Annotated in this window: 13 protein-coding genes and 1 tRNA gene; 10 read left to right on the forward strand and 4 right to left on the reverse strand. The window is 68.0% G+C overall.

Annotated features, from left to right (window positions below):
• Positions 1-22: 22 nt before the first annotated feature.
• A complete protein-coding gene (gene dusB / locus JRI60_RS08930; protein ID WP_204225421.1) occupies positions 23-1,036 on the forward strand; it encodes a tRNA dihydrouridine synthase DusB in 1,014 nt (337 codons plus the stop codon).
• Here dusB and JRI60_RS08935 read toward each other — a convergent pair.
• Positions 1,015-2,328: a glycoside hydrolase family 1 protein gene (locus JRI60_RS08935; RefSeq protein WP_204225422.1), complete on the reverse strand. Its 1,314-nt coding sequence runs from the start codon at positions 2,326-2,328 to the stop codon at positions 1,015-1,017. The genes dusB and JRI60_RS08935 overlap by 22 nt on opposite strands.
• A 365-nt stretch (positions 2,329-2,693) precedes the next feature.
• Here JRI60_RS08935 and JRI60_RS08940 point away from each other — a divergent pair, with 365 nt between their 5' ends.
• The 5 genes from JRI60_RS08940 to pyk all read left to right on the forward strand — a co-directional run bounded on the left by JRI60_RS08940 (position 2,694) and on the right by pyk (position 7,496).
• Positions 2,694-2,894, forward strand: a complete 201-nt coding sequence (locus JRI60_RS08940; RefSeq protein ID WP_204225423.1) for a hypothetical protein — start codon at positions 2,694-2,696, stop codon at positions 2,892-2,894.
• Between the two features lie 83 nt (positions 2,895-2,977).
• Positions 2,978-4,438, forward strand: coding sequence for an NFACT RNA binding domain-containing protein (locus tag JRI60_RS08945; RefSeq protein ID WP_204225424.1), 1,461 nt, complete (start codon positions 2,978-2,980; stop codon positions 4,436-4,438).
• Entirely contained in the window at positions 4,435-4,998 is a 564-nt protein-coding gene (locus JRI60_RS08950; RefSeq protein WP_204225425.1) for a YkgJ family cysteine cluster protein, read from the forward strand. The genes JRI60_RS08945 and JRI60_RS08950 overlap by 4 nt, the downstream gene beginning before the upstream one ends.
• A gap of 75 nt (positions 4,999-5,073) precedes the next feature.
• Entirely contained in the window at positions 5,074-5,964 is an 891-nt protein-coding gene (locus JRI60_RS08955) for a hypothetical protein (protein ID WP_204225426.1), read from the forward strand.
• A 101-nt stretch (positions 5,965-6,065) separates the two neighbouring features.
• Positions 6,066-7,496: a pyruvate kinase gene (gene pyk / locus JRI60_RS08960; RefSeq protein ID WP_204225427.1), complete on the forward strand. Its 1,431-nt coding sequence runs from the start codon at positions 6,066-6,068 to the stop codon at positions 7,494-7,496.
• A 120-nt stretch (positions 7,497-7,616) separates the two neighbouring features.
• Here pyk and JRI60_RS08965 read toward each other — a convergent pair whose 3' ends face one another.
• Positions 7,617-9,134 (reverse strand): HD domain-containing phosphohydrolase, encoded by a 1,518-nt coding sequence (locus JRI60_RS08965; protein ID WP_239470428.1) that lies wholly within the window; start codon positions 9,132-9,134, stop codon positions 7,617-7,619.
• 187 nt (positions 9,135-9,321) lie between these two features.
• On the opposite strand from JRI60_RS08965, the gene rpe reads away from it, so the two are divergent.
• Positions 9,322-9,975, forward strand: a complete 654-nt coding sequence (gene rpe, locus JRI60_RS08970; RefSeq protein WP_204225428.1) for a ribulose-phosphate 3-epimerase — start codon at positions 9,322-9,324, stop codon at positions 9,973-9,975.
• Positions 9,976-9,983: 8 nt separating this feature from the next.
• Here rpe and JRI60_RS08975 read toward each other — a convergent pair whose 3' ends face one another.
• On the reverse strand, positions 9,984-10,367 hold the full coding sequence (locus JRI60_RS08975) for a response regulator (protein ID WP_204225429.1): 384 nt from the start codon (positions 10,365-10,367) through the stop codon (positions 9,984-9,986).
• Between the two features lie 257 nt (positions 10,368-10,624).
• On the opposite strand from JRI60_RS08975, the gene JRI60_RS08980 reads away from it, so the two are divergent.
• Positions 10,625-10,701 (forward strand) — tRNA-Pro (locus JRI60_RS08980).
• A gap of 195 nt (positions 10,702-10,896) precedes the next feature.
• Here JRI60_RS08980 and JRI60_RS08985 read toward each other — a convergent pair.
• The gene (locus JRI60_RS08985) at positions 10,897-17,448 is read right to left on the reverse strand and encodes an AAA family ATPase (protein ID WP_204225430.1); all 6,552 of its coding nucleotides are present in this window, start codon (positions 17,446-17,448) and stop codon (positions 10,897-10,899) included.
• A gap of 427 nt (positions 17,449-17,875) precedes the next feature.
• Here JRI60_RS08985 and JRI60_RS08990 point away from each other — a divergent pair, with 427 nt between their 5' ends.
• Together JRI60_RS08990 and JRI60_RS08995 are read left to right on the forward strand one after the other, a co-directional pair.
• The gene (locus JRI60_RS08990; RefSeq protein ID WP_204225431.1) at positions 17,876-18,313 is read left to right on the forward strand and encodes a hypothetical protein; all 438 of its coding nucleotides are present in this window, start codon (positions 17,876-17,878) and stop codon (positions 18,311-18,313) included.
• A 107-nt stretch (positions 18,314-18,420) separates the two neighbouring features.
• A complete protein-coding gene (locus JRI60_RS08995) occupies positions 18,421-18,876 on the forward strand; it encodes a hypothetical protein (protein ID WP_204225432.1) in 456 nt (151 codons plus the stop codon).
• The last annotated feature ends 62 nt before the right edge of the window (positions 18,877-18,938 follow it).

Here is an 18,938-nt window from a genome sequence, read left to right on the forward strand (position 1 = left end):
TCCGCTAGGTTCCCCCGCCTCCATGCTCCGCATCGGTCCCTACACGCTGCCCAACCCCTTCATCCTCGCCCCCATGGCCGGGGTGAGCGAGCGGCCCTTCCGTGTCATCGCCTTCCGCATGGGGGCCGCCCTCTGCCCCACCGAGCTGGTGAGCGCCCAGGGCCTCATGCGCACCAACCAGCGCACCCTGAAGTACCTGCGCTTCGACCCCGAGGTGGAGCGGCCCTACAGCCTCCAGATTTTCGGAGGCGACCCGGAGTCCATGGCGCGCGCCGCGGTCATCGGCAAGCAGTACGGGGCGCAGATGATCGACATCAACATGGGCTGCCCGGTGAAGAAGGTGACGAAGAACGGCGCCGGCAGCGCCCTGCTGTGCGAGCCGGACCGGGGCGCGGCCCTCGTGCGGGAGATCCACGCGGCCACCGGCCTGCCCGTCACCTGTAAAATCCGCTCGGGCTGGGACGAGCACACCCGCAACTACCTCCAGGTGGCCGGGAAGCTCTTCGAGGCCGGCTGCGCCGCGCTCGCCATCCACCCGCGCACCCGCGCCCAGGGCTACTCGGGCCAGGCGGACTGGAGCGTCATCGCCGACCTCAAGCGTCATTTCCCGGACAGGCCCATCATCGGCAATGGCGACGTGAAGACGCCCGCCGACGCGCGCCGGATGCTGGAGACCACCGGGTGCGACTTCGTGATGATTGGCCGCGGCGCGCTGGGCAACCCGTGGATCTTCCGCGAGCTGCACGGGGGCCCGCCCCCCACGCCGGAGGAGCGGTGCGAGCTGGTGCTCGAGCACCTCGCCGCGCACATGGAGTTCGTGGGCGATGCGCTCGGCGCGGTGCGCTCCTTCCGCAAGCACCTGGCCTGGTATGCCCACGGCCTGCGCGGGGCCGCCACCTTCCGCTCCGAGGTCAACCAGCTCGACTCCCCCGAGGCGGTGCGCGACTCGGTGCGGCGCTTCTTCGTCTCCGCCGCGTTCGACCCGAGTGCCCCGGAGGAGGAGCAGGACGTCGACTACCGCGCGGCGCTCGGCTGAGCCACGGCCTCGGGTGGGACGAGCCGCCGGGTGGTGGCGATCTCCTTGAAGTAGCGGCAGGCCGGAGTGGGGCGGCGCTCCAGCGTCTCGAAGTCGACGTGGTAGAGGCCGAAGCGCGGCCCCCAGCCCTCCAGCCACTCGAAGTTGTCCAGGAGGCTCCAATAGAGGTAGCCGCGCACGTCCAGGCCCCGGGCTCGCGCGGCGAGTACCTGTTGCAGGTGGGTGTGCAGGTAGGACGGCCGTCGCTGCCCGTCGCGGTCGTCGACGCCGTTCTCCGTCACCCACACCGGCAGCCCGTAGCGCCCGAGCTCGCCGAGAATCTGGCCGAAGCCCTCGGGCCACAGCTCCCAGCCGATGTCGGTGAGGCCCCGGCCCCGCGTGTCCCGGTACTTGAAGTCGATGAAGGGAGGGCGCGGGATGAAGCGCAGGTGAGCGCGGGTGTAATAGTTCATCCCGATGAACTCGCAGGAGTCGCGCGCGCCGGGGACGTCCACCCGGGTGGAGCCGATGCCGGGCATGTTCACCCGGAGCCGGCCGGACACCAGGGCCTCGTGGAAGGCGTGGTTGTAGGCCTGGGCGCCCAGCCGGACGAGCGCACGGTCCATCGGGTGCCACCAGCGGTCCGGCGCGAAGGCCAGCATGTTCTGCGAGATGCCCAGCTCCACCCGGCCGAGCACCGCGAGCAGCTCCTCGCGCGCGGCCACGTGGGCGCGCACCATGTTCTCCAGGGCGGCCATCGTCTTCGGCCCGTCCGCGATGCCCGGGGGGATGAGGCCCTGCAGGTAGCCGCCCAGCAGCAGCACCATGGGCTCGTTCAGGGAGATGACGAGTGCATCCAACCCCTTGAAGAGAGGGGCGCAGACGCGTGCGTAGGCGCGGAAGGCCTCCACGCTCTCGGGCCGGTGCCAGGGCGTGTCGCGGTGGAACCAGGTGGGGTGGGTGAAGTGGTGCAGCGTCACCACGGGGCGCAGGCCGCGCGCCTTCATCCGCAGCAGCCGCTCGCGGTAGGCCTCGAGCACCGCGCCATCCACGCGCCCGCGCTCCGGCTCGATGCGGGCCCACTCGAGCGACACGCGGAAGGCGGTGGCCCCCACGTCCAGCGCCAGGCCGTAGTCCTCCTCGTAGCGGTTCCAGTGGTCCACGGCCCGGTCGCAGCGCTGGTGCGGGTCCTTCAGCTTCCCCGCGCGCTCCCACTCGGCCCAGTCGTTCTCGATGCCACCCTCCACCTGGTACGCGGCGGTGGCCACGCCGAAGGTGAAGTCCGGCGGGAAGGTCGTCTCGTGAGCACTCATCGCGGGCGCGCAAGGTAGGCGCTGCGCTGGCGCGCGCAAAGCGCCCCGTGCGCGTGTCGGCCGGGTGTCGAGTGCGCGCGAGCCGACATTCGCGCCCGCATCCGAAGGACGGAAACGCGGCGGAGGCCGGAAAATCGGCCTCCGCGCATGGTGGGCAGGTGGCCGCGGAGGTGCGAGTGGAGGTGCGTTTCGCGGTCCCGAACGCGCGCGATGCCGAAAAATCGGCGCGCCACGCGTTGCACTACATCACCATGCGTTGACACACTGGCACGGCATCTCTACCATTCATGACAAGCACTCCTCATGCGAGTGCAGGCCCCACTCGGATGGAGTGGTGGTGGAGTCGAACCTACCGGAGGCTTTAGATGGCCGCGAAGAAGAAGACCGCGAAGAAGGCCGCGACGAAGAAGACCGCTGCGAAGAAGACCACCCGCAAGGCCGCTGCTCCTCGGACGGCGAAGAAGGCCACGGCGAAGAAGGCCGCTGGCAAGAAGACCGCCGCCAAGAAGACCAGCCGTCGCAAGAGCCCGGCGAAGGCCTCCGAGGCTGCCCCCACCGAGGGCTAGACGTCAGCCTGGAACTTCGAGCAGTTTGAACGGCTCGGCGGACTTCCGCCGGGCCGTTTTCTTTTTTCGTCCAGGAGGACAGCGTGTCTCTGCGTCCCTCGGAGTTGGAGCAGGTGGTGGCGGAGGTGGGCTCGCGGCTGGCCGGCGCGGTGGTGCAGAAGGCCTGGTGCCCGCTGCCGCGCCTCGCCTACCTGGAGATGCGGGTGCCCGGCAGATCCTTCCTCCTGTGCCTGTGCGCGGAGGGGGAGCTCGCCCGGCTCTCGGTGGCCGAGGAGCGCTTTCCCACACCCGGAGAGCCGGCGCCCTTCCAGCGCTGGCTGCGGCAGGAGCTGGTGGGCCTCAAGCTGGCCGGCGCCACGTGGGCGGAGGCCGAGCGCGTGGTGACGCTGGACTTCCAGAGCGAGGACACCCGGCGGCGGCTGGTGCTGGAGCTGGGCGCGCCGGGGGGGTTGCTGCTGCTGACGGAGAACGGCCGGGTGCTGATGCTCTCGGGGGAGGGGCTGGCGCAGCGGCGATCGCTGCACCCGGGGGCGCAGTGGACGTCGCCGGAGCCGCTGCCCGCCGATGCGCTCCTCCGGGCGAAGGCCGCCGCGTCGCGCCTCTCGCCCCTTCCCACGGACTTCGCTCCCTACGCGGAGGCGGCCGAGCGCGTCCTGGGACCGAAGGACAAGACGAGTCGCGCGGAGGCCATCCGCCGGAGGCTGGCGCTGCCGTACCGGGCGCGCCTCAAGCGCTCGGGGCGCACGTTGGAGAAGGTGCGCGCGGAGGCGGCGCGGGGCCCGGAGGCCGAGAAGCACCGGCAGCTGGGCGAGCTGCTCACCCAGAACCTCTACCGTCTGAAGCGGGGCGCCACGGAGGTGACGCTCACCGCGTATACCGAGTCGGGCATGGAGGAGGTCCAGGTGAAGCTGGACCCGAAGCGGACGCCGAAGGAGGAGGCGGACTGGCACTTCCACCAGTACCGGCGCCTGCTGAGGGGAGTGGAGCACGCGCGGCAGCGCGAGGCGGAGCTGGCGCGGGAGGTGGGGCACGCGGAGGCGGCGCTCAAGCAGCTCGAGGCGCTGGACGAGGCCTCGTTGCTGGCGCAGGCGGAGGTGCTGCACCTGGCGGCCGGAGAGGAGGGCCCGCCCGAGGCCCGGCCCTTCAAGGAGTACGTGGGGCACGGGGGCCACCGCATCTGGGTGGGGAAGGGGGGCGAGGACAACGACACGCTCACCTTCAAGGTGGCGAGGCCCTACCACCTGTGGCTGCACGCGCGGGGGCTGCCGGGCAGCCATGTGGTGGTCCCCCTGGAGAAGAGCGCGGAGGTCTCGCAGGAGGTGCTATTGGACGCGGCGCACCTGGCGCTGCACCACTCGGGCGCGAAGGGCGAGCCGCGCGGCGAGGTGAGCTGGGTGCCGGTGAAGTTCGTGAAGAAGGTGAAGGGTGGGGCGCACGGCCAGGTGCTCTACACCCGGGAGAAGACGCTGGTGGTGCGCGTGGAGCCGGAGCGGTTGGAGCGGCTGTTGAAGACACGTGGGGGCGAGGCGCCGCCCGGCACATGAGCGGACCGTCTCCCCAGGGCCCGGTGTGTGCCCGCTGTCCGGTGGTGCTGGGCACCTCGTGCTGCGAGGTGAAGGAGGGTGAGCATCTGGCCACCCTCACGCGGGCGGACGTGGAGCGCATCACCGCGCACACGGGGCTCGCGCCCCGGCGCTTCCTGGCCGAGGAGTACCTCTCCGAGGTGGAAGCGGCGGACTACGAGGCGCGCCGGCCCCTGTACCGCGGCTACTTCCGCCGGGGCCCGGTGCGGCTGACGCTGGCCACGCGCGCGGGGGCATGCGTCTTCCATGAGAAGGGGCGGGGGTGTGGGCTGCCCGCGGACGTGCGGCCGGTGGCCTGCCGGCTCTACCCCTTCGAGCGCTGGCCCGACGGGAGCTGGAGCGTGCAGATGGGGCGCTACGGTGACCTGGCCGAGGCCCGAGCGGGCGGAGGGGCGTGCCTCGCGGTGGAGGAGGCCGAGGGGATGGAGGAGGTGCTGGCCGCCTTCGGGACGAACCGGGAGGCGGTGGAGCGGCTCGGCGAGCAGCTGACGGAGGAGACGAGGGCACACGGGCGGGGTTGACGGGCAGACGGTGGGCAGGCGGGCGGGTTCCGCCGGCCTTGAGTCCCGGGGGCTGGCGGGTACGATGCCCCCCGCGTGCCGTCCCTTCCGTCACATCAGCTCTACCTGTTCCCGCGCGCTCCCACTCGCGAGGGCGCTGCCTCCTTGCCCGTGCGCAGCCGGGTGCCGGAGTCCTCCAACCGCCTGTCCACCGCCCTCCGAGAGGAGGAGGTGCCAGTCGCGGAGAACTTCCACCAGGATGCCGAAGCGCGGGACATGCACTCCCACGTCTCGGTGGCGACCCGGGAGGAGCTGTGGGCCCGGGCCGAGGCGCTCGCCTTCCGGCTGTCGGCGGAGCTGCGGCTGCCGGTGCGGCTGGCGGTGACGGACAACCGTTCGACGATGGTGTCCTTCCGGCGCAGCGCCAACGTGCTGCAGCTGCGGCTGCACCACATGTTCCTCGACGCGCCGGAGCCGGTGGTGCGCGCGGTGGCGGACTACGCGGGGCGGGGGAACCGCCTGGCGGGTGGAGTGCTGGACGACTACATCCGGGGTCAGCAGCCGCGCATCCGCCAGGAGCGCCACGCGGCCGAGGCGGACCTCGAGTCGCGGGGCCGCTGCTTCGACCTGCAGGTCCTCTTCGATCAGATCAACCGCATCTATTTCCAGGGGGGCATCCAGGCGCGCATCGGCTGGGGCCGCATGCCTCCCCGGCGGCGGCGCAAGTCCATCCGTTTGGGTGTCTACGACCACCAGACGCGGGAGATCCGCATCCACCCCGGGTTGGACAGGCCGGAAGTTCCGTCCTACTTCGTGGAGTTCATCATCTTCCACGAGATGCTCCACCAGCTCTTCCCCAGCTCGAATGGCAACGGTCGCCGGGTGCACCACCCGAGGGCATTCCGAGACCGGGAGAAGGCCTTTCCTCTCTACGCTGCCGCACTGCGTTGGGAGCGAGAGAACCTGAACCTGCTGCTGCGGGGCTGAGTTCGGCCCCGCTGCCCGCTGCTTTACCAATTTACCGATCGACGGCCTCGTGCGGACGTTGCTTGACCCTGCGCGTGCCTCGACCCAATTCTCCTTTGCCCATGCGACGCGCGAAGATTGTTTGCACCCTTGGTCCCGCCAGCCAGAGCCAGGAAATGCTGGAGGCCCTGATCGAAGCCGGGATGGACGTGGCCCGGCTCAACTTCTCTCACGGCAGCCACGAGCAGCACGCCGAGAACATCGCCAAGCTGCGAGCGGCCTCCCTGAAGGTCCGCAAGGCGGTGGGTATCCTGGGAGACCTCCAGGGCCCGAAGATCCGCACCGGCCGCTTCATCACCGGCAGCACGGAGCTGAAGGAAGGTGGCGAGTTCCACATCACCACGGACGAGACCGTGAAGGGCACGGATGAGATCGTGTCCACCACGTACCCGCTCCTGGCGGCGGACGTGAACCCGGGAGACCGGATCCTGCTGGATGACGGCCTGTTGGAGCTGAAGGTCCTCGAGACGGACAAGAAGCAGCTGATCCGCACGAAGGTCATCCACGGCGGCATCCTGAAGAACAACAAGGGCATCAATCTGCCGGGAGTGGCGGTGCGCGCGGACGCGCTGACGCCGAAGGACCGGGAGGATCTGGTGTTCGGCATCAAGGCGGGGGTGGACTTCATCGCCCTGTCCTTCGTGCGCCAGCCGGCGGATCTGGACATGGCGCGCGCGGCGATGGCGGAGGTGGGCCGGACGGTGCCCATCATCGCGAAGCTGGAGAAGCCGGAGGCGATCGCGCGGCTGGACGCCATCCTGGACAAGACGGACGGCGTGATGGTGGCGCGCGGAGACCTGGGCGTGGAGATTCCGCCCGAGGAGGTGCCGTCGGTCCAGAAGGACATCGTGCGCCGGTGCAACATGCGAGGCCTGCCGGTCATCGTGGCCACGCAGATGCTGAACTCGATGATCGACAACCCGCGGCCCACGCGAGCGGAGGCCAGCGACGTGGCCAACGCGGTGTTCGACGGGGCGGACGCGGTGATGCTGTCGGGAGAGACGGCGAGTGGCAAGTTCCCCATCGAGTCGGTGCAGATGATGGAGCGCATCGTGCTCGCGGCCGAGTCGACGGTGAGGGCGCAGGGCCTGCTGTCGCCGCAGCAGTCGCCGGTGGGACTGCCGACGCACTTCCCGGACGTGATCGCGGCGAGCGCGTGCTACGCGGCGAAGCAGGCGGGGGCGTCGCTGATCGCGGCGTTCACGCTGTCGGGTGTGACGGCGCGGCTGCTGGCGCACTACCGGCCGCCGGTGCCGATCGTGGCGTTCAGCCCGAACCAGGAAGTGCGCCGTCGACTGGCGCTCTTGTGGGGCGTGGTGCCGCGGGTGCTGGAGCCCATCCAGGAGACGGAGGCGATGGTGCACCGCGTGGAAGAGGAGCTGGTGTCGCGGGGTCTGGCGCGCAAGGGTGACCGAGTGGTCATCGTCTACGGAGCGCCGGTGGGACAGCCGGGCAAGATCAACAGCCTGCGGCTGCACATCATCGGCGGCTGAGGAACAGGGGAAAACCCTCACCCCGACCCTCTCCCAGAGGGAGAGGGCCAGACCTGGTTCTCGACCGTGTAGGTCCCCTCTCCCTCTGGGAGAGGGCTAGGGTGAGGGTCTACCGCGCTCCTACCCGCGGAAATCCGGCAGGGCCCGCTTGGGAATCTCGGCCTCGACGAAGATGCGGTACAGCTCGACGTCGAGCTGGCCGCTCTGGGCCTCGCGCTTGAGGATGTCGAGCGCGAGCTGGTGGGGCACGGCCTTCTTGTAGGGCCGATCGCTGGCGGTGAGTGCGTCGTAGATGTCGGCGATGGACATCATCCGGGACTGCACGGGGATGGTGGGCTCGGGGATGGCGCGGGGGTATCCAGTGCCGTCGAGCTTCTCGTGGTGCGCGTAGGCGATCTCCGGGACGCGGCGCAGGGTGCGCGTCCAGGGAATCTGGGACAGGAAGCGGTAGGTGTGCTCCACGTGGCTCTCGATCTCCCGGCGCTCCTCCTCGGAGAGGGTGCCCTTGGCGATGGAGAGCGACTGGATCTCCCGGTCGAGCAGCAGGGGGCGCTCCTGGTCGAAGGAATCCTGGAAGCGCAGATGCCGCAGCTCATGGAGCCGCTCGAAATTCCCCTGGGCGAGCACGGTGGGCCGGTTGCAGGTGAGGACGAACTCGAGCACCTCGTCGAGCTGCTTGAGCTCCTTGGCGAGGCGCTCGTCCTCCTCGGCGTCGATCTCCGCCAGGTGGTGCGTACCGCGCAGCTTCGCGGCGGAGAGCCGGCGGCGGTAGCTCTGGAGCTGCAGGTCCTTGCGAGCCAGCTGGAAGCGGGCGCGCAGTCCCTCCATCTCGTGGGGGTAGAGCTTCTCGGCCTTGACGAGCACGGGCTCGCGCACACCCACCTTGCCGAAGTCGTGCAGGAGCGAGGCGTAGCGCAGCTCCTGGAGCTCGGTGACGCTGAAGCGCGTGTGGGCGTACAAGCCGGTGTGGACGTGCTCGAGGGCGCGGGCCATGGCCACGGTGAGGTCGGCCACGCGGCCGGAGTGACCGGCGGTGGTCGGGTCGCGGGACTCGATGGCGACCACGGAGGCGGAGACGAAGCCCTCGAAGAGCCTGTTGATCTCCTCGTGGAGGAGGGCGTTCTCGATGGCGCCAGCGGCCTGGGCGCCGAGGGCGAGCAGCAGCTCCTCGTCCTCGGAGTCGAAGGGGTTGCCGCTGAGCTTGTTGAGGGCCTGGATGACGCCGGTGACGTCGCCGTTGGCGTCGCGCATGGGGACGCACAGGACGCTCTGGGTGCGGTAGCCGCTGAGGTTGTCGAAGGTGCGGTTGAAACGCTCGTCGGCGTAGGCGTCCGGGAGGTTGATGACCTCGCCCGTCTGGGCGACCTGGCCGGCGATGCCGCTGCCCACGGGGAGACGGATCTCACTCTTGGAGCCCTGGGCCACCTTGCTCCACAGCTCGTTGCGCTCGCGGTCCAGCACGAAGAGGGAGCAGCGGTCGGCCTCGACGACCTTGCTGGCCTCGTAGAGGATGAGGGGGAGCAGCAGGTCCAGGTCGCGCTCGGCGCTCATGGCCTTGGTGACGTCCAGGATGGACGTGAGCTTCTTGAGGCGCCGGTTGAGGTCTGGAGGTTCGGGCAGCTGGGTCTGTGGAAGCACCGGGAGTGGCTCCGTCGAGGTACGGCGCACGGCCTGGGAGGACCCTTCTTAGCACGGGAGGTGGAGGCGCCGCCCCCCGGGGGGGTCCCCGGGGACGAGTCCATGGAAAGGCCGACAGTCGGGAAGCCCGCCTTGCGTGCAATCAGGCGGTACCACCCCCGGGCGGAAGTGGGTATGAAGCGGCCCCATGAATCGCCGCGTGCTCGTCTCTCCCTCGCTCCTGTCCTCTGATTTCGGCCGGTTGTCCGAGGAGGTGCGGGCCGTGGAGGCCGCTGGGGCGGATTGGATCCACGTGGACGTGATGGACGGGCGTTTCGTGCCCAACATCACGCTCGGGCCGGTGATCGTGCAGGCGATCAGACGCTCGGCGACCCGGCCGCTGGACGTGCACCTGATGATCGTCGAGCCCGAGAAGTACGTGGACGCGTTCGCGGAGGCGGGGGCGGACATCCTCACGGTGCACGTGGAGGCGTGTACGCACCTGCACCGGGTGCTGCAGCAGATCCGCCATGCGGGGGCGAAGCCGGCGGTGGTGCTCAACCCGGCCACGCCGCTGTCGGCGGTGGAGGAGGTGTTGGGCGAGGTGGAGATGGTGCTGCTGATGAGCGTGAACCCCGGTTTCGGGGGGCAGGTCTTCATCGAGCGGACGGTGGACAGGGTGCGTCGGCTGCGCGCCATGATGGATGCGCGGGGGCTGACCACGGACATCCAGGTGGACGGCGGCATCAACGCCGAGACGGCGCGGCGGGTGGTGGAAGCCGGGGCCACGGTGCTGGTGGCGGGCTCGTACGTCTTCGGCTCGAAGGACTACGCGGCGGCCATCCGCTCGCTGCGCCCCTGAGCATACACTCAGGCGTCGAGGGTCTCCTTCACCCCGGCCATCCGAGCCACCCGGGTCATGAAGGTGTGGTCGAAGGGCTTCACCTCGTAGGCGTCGGCGCCGAGCTCGAAGCAGACGTGGCGGGTGAACTGGTCCTCCACGCCACTGAGGATGATGACCTTGCAGTCGCGCGTCTCGGGGTCCTGCTTGAGGCGGGCGAGCAGGTCGCGTCCATCCTGGCTCTGGTGGATGTCGAGGATGATGACGGCTGGCCGGTGTTTCCGAGCCAGCTCCAGGACCTTCTGGGACGTGGTGTCCGCCACCGAGGAGAGGCCGGAGCGGCGGGCCTCTCGGGTGAGAGCGGACACGACGAGCGGCTCATCATCGGAGATGAGGACGACCGGAGAAAGCATGGGACCCCGGGGAGGCTGCGCTGTGCGTTCGATGAGAATCCAAGCAAGCAGTGTTCCTGATGGACGCCCTCGCGAAATGCATGGGTTACGAGCGCGGAACCCGGGTTTTCCAGGCCCTCTGGGTCATGGGTGACCCTGGGTCGGGGTGCGAGGAATGAAAAGATGATCCAGGGCCGTTGACTAGGCCGGACGGCTCTTGTACATGACCGCCCACTTCGACGGCCCGAGAGCAGTTCCGGCGGAGGACAGTGACGTATCGGGGAGTGGCTCAGCCTGGTAGAGCACTTGGTTCGGGACCAAGGGGTCGCAGGTTCAAATCCTGTCTCCCCGACCATCTGAAGGGCGCGGAATCCTTGGAGAAATCCTCGGGTCCGCGCCCTTCGTTTTTCCGGAGCCAAGAGGCCAGCAGCAACCTCGCGGCAAGCGGCGAGGGTTCACCTCCGGCGGCCCCTGGGATTACTCGGCTGGGGCTGGCTCGGGCGCTGCGAAGTCGAGCCGATCGAGGCCCTTGCGCATGTCCTCCACGGATTCATGAGTGCTCTGCGGCAGCTTGAGAGCGGCTCGTGGAATCAGTCCCGGCGGGCGTCGGCGGCAACTCCTGCCGCTGCCCGCAGAAGCTTCGAGGGAGCTCGACGAAGAACGTCGACCCCTTCCCGGGCTCGCTTTCCACCCAGATTCGCCCGACGTGCGCCTGGACGATCTGCCGCGCGATGAAGAGCCCGAGGCCGAGGCCGCCGTAATTGTGCGAGGCCGCGCGCGCGAAGCGCTCGAAGATCCTCGCCTGGTCTTCCCTGGGAATGCCTATCCCGTGGTCCTCGAGCCGCAGCATCGCCCTGTCTCCCTCGCTACACACCTTCATCCGGATGGGACGATGGGCCCCGTACTTGATGGCATTCGTGAGCAGGTTCATCACGACCTGCTCGATACGGAGCCTGTCCCACGCCCCGATGACGGGGCCCTCGAGCTCCAACGCGAGAGTGCAACCCGCTCTCTCGAGCTGCTCGGTGAGGCGGTCCGCGACCCCCCGCGCGACGGCGGCGAGATCGACCTCTTCCAGGCGCAGCTCGAGCCGCCCCATGTCGATGCGGGAGACATCGAGGAGTTGCTCGACCAGCTGCGCCAACCGCTGCAGCTGGTCACCGAACGTCTCGAGCATTCTCGAAACCGTGCCGCCGAGCTGCGGCTCCAGGGGCTGGCGCGCGAGGGTGAGCTCCAGATGACGGGCGCGCAGCTTCATGGAGGTGAGGGGCGTCTTGAGCTCGTGCGAAGCGATTGACAGGAATTCGTCCCTGACCCGAATGGACTCCTGGGCTTCGCGGTAGAGCAGGGCATTGTCGAGGGAGAACGCCGCTCGACGTCCCAGCTCCTCCGCCAGTGCCAACTCGGCCGGGCCATATCCATGGTTCCTCCGCGTGGAGAGCAGCGACAGCACTCCGAGGCAGCGCCCCCTCGCCCGGAGCGGAATGCAGAGGGAGGGCTTCCACTCCAGCTCTCTCAGTGCGTTCCATCGGTCCTCCTCCGGGATGGGCTGCCCCAGGAGCCCGGGCCTCCCGGGGTAGCTCTCCGGCTGGTCGGTGCTGAGCACCCGGTGCGGGCCGGCCGAGGCGCTGGCGGCCAGCGGATGGCGCTGGAGGAACTCGCGCACGTGCTGGGCTCGAGACGGGAGGACATCGGCTACCGCCACCGGTTGGTGCTGCCCACTCTCGTCGGGTTCGAAGACGATGCACAGGTCCGCCAGCTCGGGGACCGCGAGCCCGGCGATTCGCTGGAACGTGGTCTCGTAGTCGAGCGAGGTCACCAGCTCCCGGCTGGCATTGGCCAGGAAGCGCTCCGCCATCTCCAGCCGCTTGCGCTCGGTGATGTCCGTGGAGATGCTGCAGAGCGCGTAGGAGGTCACGGTCGCCTCTCCGAGGGGAAACTTGACGGAGAGGTACGTATGAAGGCCGTCGCAATGGGGCATTGCCTCCTCCCATTCCAGCGGCCTGCCAGCCTCGAGCACTGCGTGGTCATGGGCTCGGAATTCCTCCGCCTGCTCCTGGGGGAAGACCTCGTCGTCTGTCTTGCCGATGAGCTGTTCCGCCTTGACCCCGAAGAGGCTCTCGAAGCGCCGGTTGACCAGGAGGAAACGTCCCTGGGCATCCTTGATGGAGACGAGCGCGGGGGTGTTGTCGATGATCGACTGGAGCTGGCGCTGGCTTCTGCGCAGCGTCTCCTCCGCCTCCTTGACGTCGGTCACGTCACTGATGACGGCGACCCCTCCCCGGAGGATGCCGAGGTCGTCCTTGAGCGGGCGCGCGGTCACGAGCAACCACACCCCCTTCGGCCTCGAGGGGTGACGCATGAAGAGCTCCGCCCTGTCCACTGGCTCGCCCCGGATGGCCCGGACGAGCGGCAGAGCCTCGGATGGGTAGGGCGTGACCTGGTCTTGCAGGTAGAAGCCATAGCGCCCCGGCCATTGCCCGGGGGTCGCGTCCGTCACACCGATTCCCACGATCTGTTCCGCCACCGGATTGACGAGCACGAGCCGCCCACTCTCGTCTGCCACCGCCACGCCTTCGCCCATGCTCGCGACGATGGACTCGAGGAGCTGGCTCTTGGCATGGAGCGCATGCTCCGAACGGGCCAGCGCCGCCGCCCGCTCCGAGGCGGCCGCCTCCGCCTGCTTGCGCTCGCGGATCTCCTCCTTCACCTCGGAATAGAGCCTGGCATTCTCGAGGGAGATGGCGGCCTGGGAGGCCAGGAGGTCGAGCGTCGCCATCCGGTCCGAGGAGAAGGCGTTCCGCGCCAGGTTGTTTTCCAGGTACAGGATCGCCACCAGCTCGCCCTGCCTCAAGATGGGCAGGCACAGAGCGGAGCGGGGCCTCCTCGGCGCGGCGGGGCCGTCCGAGCCAGACAGCCCCGGGGCGGACGCATCCCCCAGGATGACTCGCTCCCGGGTCCGCTTCACGTAGTTGATGAGGGATTGGGGCGGAACCAGGGCCGAGGGCTCCGCGGGAAAGAGCCGGACCACGACATTCCCCCTCTCGAGCCACGCCTCGGCGCTGATGGACAGCTCCTCTCCACGGCGCAACATCAGGACGCCCGTCTGGGCGCCAGCCTGCTCGAGGAGGACGCACATCAGGGTTTTCAGGAGCCGCTCCAAGACGATCTCCCCGGAGATGGCCTGAGAGGCCTTCATCACCGAGAGCAGGTCCAGCTGCTCCGGGCGAGCCATGACCGTGGAGGACATGGGGAGCACGGGCCGCTCCACCAGCTCCGGGTAGCGCTCGTCGAGCTGCCGGACCTTCCCGTCGGCCCCCCAACGCTCGTAGCAGGCTCGGGCTCTCCGGAGATAGGTGCGGGCGAAGTCCTCGAATCCCCGCTGGAGGTAGAACCGGGCGGCCACCTCGTAGGAGAGGCCCTCGTTCTGGACGAAGCCGTTCTCCTGCGCTGACCGGATCGCCGCCTCGTACAGCTTCATGGCCTCCTGGTCTCTCCCCTGGATGCGGGCGAGCTCCGCCGAAACCAGCGCGGAGGTGTTGAAGAACGTCTCGGGACAGGTCCCCGCCCACTCCTGGAGCTGCCGCTGATGGGCGGTGAGCGTCTCCAGAAGGCTCGCACGCTCATCTGGTGGAACCTTGTCATGAACGGCGGCCAGGGTGAGCGCGTCGTAGACATGGTAATCATGCATCAGGAGGTGGGAAAGAATTGTCCACAGGAACTCTCTCGCCCGGGACGCCGCCGCGAGCGCCTCCTCGTAATCGCCTGACATGAAGCGGGCCCGAAGCTTGAGGATATTGTATAGACAGGCCATCGCGGTCCCCCGACTCTCGGCCAGCCGGGCCTCGAATTCCTCCTGGCTGAACCTCTCGTCGGTGAAGGTCGAGAAGGTCCGGGTGAACCCTCGCATGTTCTGGATGAAGCGTTGGGTGCTGACGATGATATCGCCGATACCCTGGTATTTGGCCTTGCGCACGAAGTCCAGCCGCACCTCGGACTCGCGGTAGACCTCGCTCAGAGGGTCTCCCTGGGTGAGCAGGGTCATGAGGAGGGCGTTGCTGCAGTAACAGGCGTGGGCCAGGTCACCCGTTTCGATGCTGACCTGGAATGCGGTCTTGTAATAACCGAGCGCCTCGGGGAGTGGCCGATTCCAGAAGGCGACCCTCCCCATGAAGAAAAGAACCCTGGCCTTGACGGCGAGGTAGTGGTGCTTTTCGACGAGGTCGCGGGCCAGCCTCACGAAGCGATAGCCGTCCTGGTAGCAGTGGAAGGTGGGGCCGAGAATGGAGCCGAAACCGGCGTAGCCATGGGGCGTGGCGTCGGAGATGCCATGCCGGAGGCTGAGGTTCACCATGTGGCAGAGGAGGAGGTGGAACAGGTTGTGGTCCGTGAAGGATGCCGGGGGCAACAGAGCCGCCAGCACCCTCACGGCAACCTGTATCTCGAGGTCCGTCATGAGGGGGAGCTCGAGGAGCTCCTCGATGCAACGGTCGCCCAGACTCGCCCAGATCCTCCCATATTCCACCTCGACCTCACTCCAGCCGGGGTGGGGTGACATGCGGATACCGAAGAGCTCGAGGCATTCCAGGGCGGTGCCGACGGCTCTCTCGTTCTCCGATTTCGTGACATGGAGATTGATCAGGCCGCAATAGGCCGCGGCTTTGTCGACCCGCATCCTGGCCCGTTTGATGACCTGGGTGAACAGCCGCTCCGCCTCTTCAGTGCCGCCGCTGAGGTACTCGCACTCCGCCAGCTCCTCGTGCAGCGCATACGCCAGAGCGTACTGCTCTTCCCAGCAGCCCTCGGTGAGCAGCGTCACGCCGGCGGACAGATACTTGACGGCGGAGCGGTACGCGGTGGAGGCCTTGGCCTTCCTCCCGGCCAGGAGATCGAGGCTCGCGATCCTCTCCTTCTCCTCGGGGGAGATGACGGCGGAGGCACCGCGGTTGAGTTGGTCCACCACGGCGAAGACCCTCTCCTCGAGCTCCGCTGGCGAGAGATGGGACAGCAGGAGACGGCCGCTTCGCAGGTGCACCTCGCTTCGCTGGTCCTCGGGGAGCAGGGAATAGGCCGCCTGCTGGACCCGGTCGTGAAGGAATTGATAGGTCTCCCCCATCCTCAGCATCAATCCTTCCCGGACTGCCTCCCACATCTCCCGGTGGATCTCCTCTTCCGGCATGTCGCGAATCACCGCGAGCAGCCTGGAGTCGATGCGCTCGCCGACACTGGCGGCGAGCATCAACGCGTTCCGGGTCGAGTCCGGGAGGCGCTTGAGCCTCTCCACCAGCAACTCGACGACGTTGTCCGTATAGCGCTTGGTTCGGATCTGGTTGATGTCCCACCGCCATGCCGCCGCCGTCCGATCGAACTCGATCAACCCCTCCTGATAAATCATTGTCAGGAATTGGGTGGCGAAGAAGGGGTTTCCCTGCGTCTTCTCCTGGATGAGCTGGGCCAGGGAACAGGTATGGCGAGGCTCCTGGTGCAGGGTGTCGGCGATGAGCAGGTTGAGGTGCTCGACGGAGAGCGGCGAGAGGACGCGCTCGTTCACCGCCGCTCCCGCCTGACGGAGCTCGCTCAGGGTCAGCATCAAGGGGTGGGAAGGGCTGACCTCGTTGTTCCGGTAGGCGCCAATCACCAGGAGGTACCGGGTCTCCGGTTGGGTGAGAAGGTAATGGATCAGCCGCAGGCTGGCGGCATCGGCCCACTGGAGGTCATCGAGGAAGAGGGCCAGAGGGTGTTCCTTGCGGGTGAACACCTTCAAGAACTGCTGGAAGACCCGATGGAAGCGGTGCTGCGCCTCGAGCGGCGGCAGCTCCTGCAGGGGCGGCTGCTTGCCGATGATGAGCTCGAGCTGGGGAACGACCTCGATGAGGAGCTGTCCGTTGAGCCCCACGGCGCCCTGGATTCGCCGCTTCCATTCCGCGATCCTCTCTTCGTCCTCGGTGAGGAGTTGCTGCACGAACTCACGGAGGGCCTGAGCGATCGTGGCGTAGGGGGTGTCACGCTTGAACTGTTCGAACTTGCCCGAGAGGAAGAACCCTCTCGCCCTTACGATGGGTCTGTGCAGCTCGCGGACCAGAAAGGATTTTCCGATGCCGGAGTATCCGGAGACGAGCAGGAGCTCGGGGGCGCCGTGGGAGACGACCCGCGCGAAGGCGTCCATCAGGGAGGCGACCTCCTCCTCGCGGCCGTAGAGCTTCTGCGGAATCTGGAAGAGTTCCGAGACGTCATGAGCCCCGAGAGGGAAGCTCGCGATGGACCCGTGCGCTGTCCACTGCTCGAGACACCTCTCCAGGTCGAACCTCAGGCCAGGCGCGCTCTGGTAGCGCTCCTCGGCCATCTTGGACAGCAGCTTGAGGACGACCGACGAGAGCGCCTCGGGAATCTCGGGGATGATGCTGGAGGGACTCGGCGGAGGCCGGGCGATGTGGCAGTGGATCCACCCCAGGGGATCCGAGGCCTGGAAGGGCAGGGTCCCGGTGAGCATCTCGAAGAGGATGACGCCGAGCGAGTACAGGTCGCTGCGGTAGTCGACGGCCCGATTCATCCTCCCCGTCTGCTCGGGAGACAGGTAGGGGAGAGAGCCTTCGATGAGCCGAGGATTCAGCACCTCCTGATATTCCCGGGGGAGGAGTGAAGCGCTCCCGAAGCCCGTGAGCTTCACTTCGCCCGTTTCGGGGTGGACGAGGACGTTCTGGGGCTTGAGGTCCCTGTGAGCGACGCCGTGTCGATGGACCTCCGAGAGGGCTCGAGTGATTTGGATGGCGAGCTGGAGGAAGCGCCCGGGCTCCATGGGGGGGCCGAGGAGTTGAGAGAGGGGACGGCCGCCAAGATCTTCCAGGACCAGGACCAGCCGGTCCCGGCTGCGCTCCAGGGCATACGGTCTCACCGCTGCCGGGCCCCCCACCTTCTTCCCAACCTCGTACTCATTCTTCAGTCGCTCGAGCTCCCGGAGGGCTGGGTGCTCGGAGAGGGGCATCTTGAGCGTGACCGGCCGCCCATCCAGCTCCCTCAACGCGCGGTAGACGAGGGTCGAGGCCCCTGTCTGAAGCGCTTCGGTAGCGGTGTATCCCAGGAGGACAGGCAGACCGACAGGCATACCGAAACGGTAATAACTGTCGCAACACGACGCCTACATCATCGAGCGTTGCCTGAAGCAGGGCATCGAGACCATCGAAGCGACGGAGCAGGCGCAGCTGTTCGAGCTCTCCTCTCCGCGAAGAAGGTCAGGCCCTCGCCGCTCGCGACACCTCCAGCACGGGTGACGCGGGCGCGGCTCCGCCGACCTTCGGGCCGACCTCCGCCGCGGTGGATCGGGGGGGAGAACGTGGGCCTGCCTTTCTGCGGGAGTGCCCCGGACATCGGCGCTGTAGAGACCGGCTGTTGAGCGCCCTCTCCCTTTGGGAGAGGGCGGGGGGGAGGGTCGCCGTGTGCATCGGCCGGCCCTTCTGCCCATCGACAACGGCGGGACGACGCCACCATAATCGCCGGCCATCTCCAGTCCCCACATCACACCCGAGGTTCGAATGAGCGAAGGATCCTCCGACATTGAGCAACTCGCAGCCCCCCCGCCGATCTCCGCGGAGCAGCGCGCGAAGATCCTCGCGGACCCGAACGTGGCGAAGATGGCCGCGGAGCTCGAGATGGACCTGGACGAGTTCGTCAACACCATCGGGTACTACCTGAACAACCCGGGCGTGGAGCCCGCGTTCCTCGTCGTCAGCGACGAGAACCTGAGGAAGATGGGGGTCGAGCCCCCCACCTCCGAGGCCATCGAGGCCAACGTGCGCGCCAGCGTCGAGGCCATCAAGGCCGGCCAGCAGTCCCGGAGTGGTTTCGAGGAGGCTCGCAAGAAGGGCGTGGCGTTGGATGCCCATGCCCAGGGGGGCGAGGCCGTGAAAACCAAGGCTGATCCCGGCCTCGAAGACGCGGTGAAGAAGGGGCGAACCTCGCTAAAGCCTTGATTCCACGAGGCTTTCTCGAAAAAGCGCGTCCACTGACAACTCGCGGACGCAGCTCGCGATAATCACTTCAACGCAGCATCTACCCCTTCCAAACAAGAGAGCAAGCCATGGGATTCATCAAGGGCATCGGCAAGGCGTTCAAGAAGATCGGTGACTTCGCGAAGAAGGCGGTTGGCTTCGCGAGCAAGATTCTCAACGGGCCCCTTGGGCAGATTGCCTCGTTCATCCCGGGCGTCGGGCCCTTCATCGCGGGCGCCGCGAAGATCGTCGGCGTCGCGAACAGCGTGCTCAACGGTGGTGGCCTCAAGGGCATCATCGGCGGCCTCGTCGGCAACCTCGGCGGCGGTCTGCTGGGCCAGGCCGGTTCGCTCCTGAGCAAGACGGGTCTCGGCTCCGTCATCGGCCTGGGCTCGCAGGCCAACAGCACGGGCGGGGTCCTGGACCTGGTCTCGGGCCTGATGGGCTCCCGCAAGAACGATCAGTCTCCTGCCGCGCAGGGCGACCGGTACAACCTGAGCCAGTTCGCGGCGTTCAAGGTCGCCGACCTGCTCCGCGCCGCCTGATCGGCCCGCTTCCGCTCCATTCCAAGGGGTGCACGCTCACGGGCGTGCACCCCTTTTTGTTT

The organism is Archangium violaceum (assembly GCF_016887565.1).
GTDB lineage: Bacteria > Myxococcota > Myxococcia > Myxococcales > Myxococcaceae > Archangium > Archangium violaceum_B.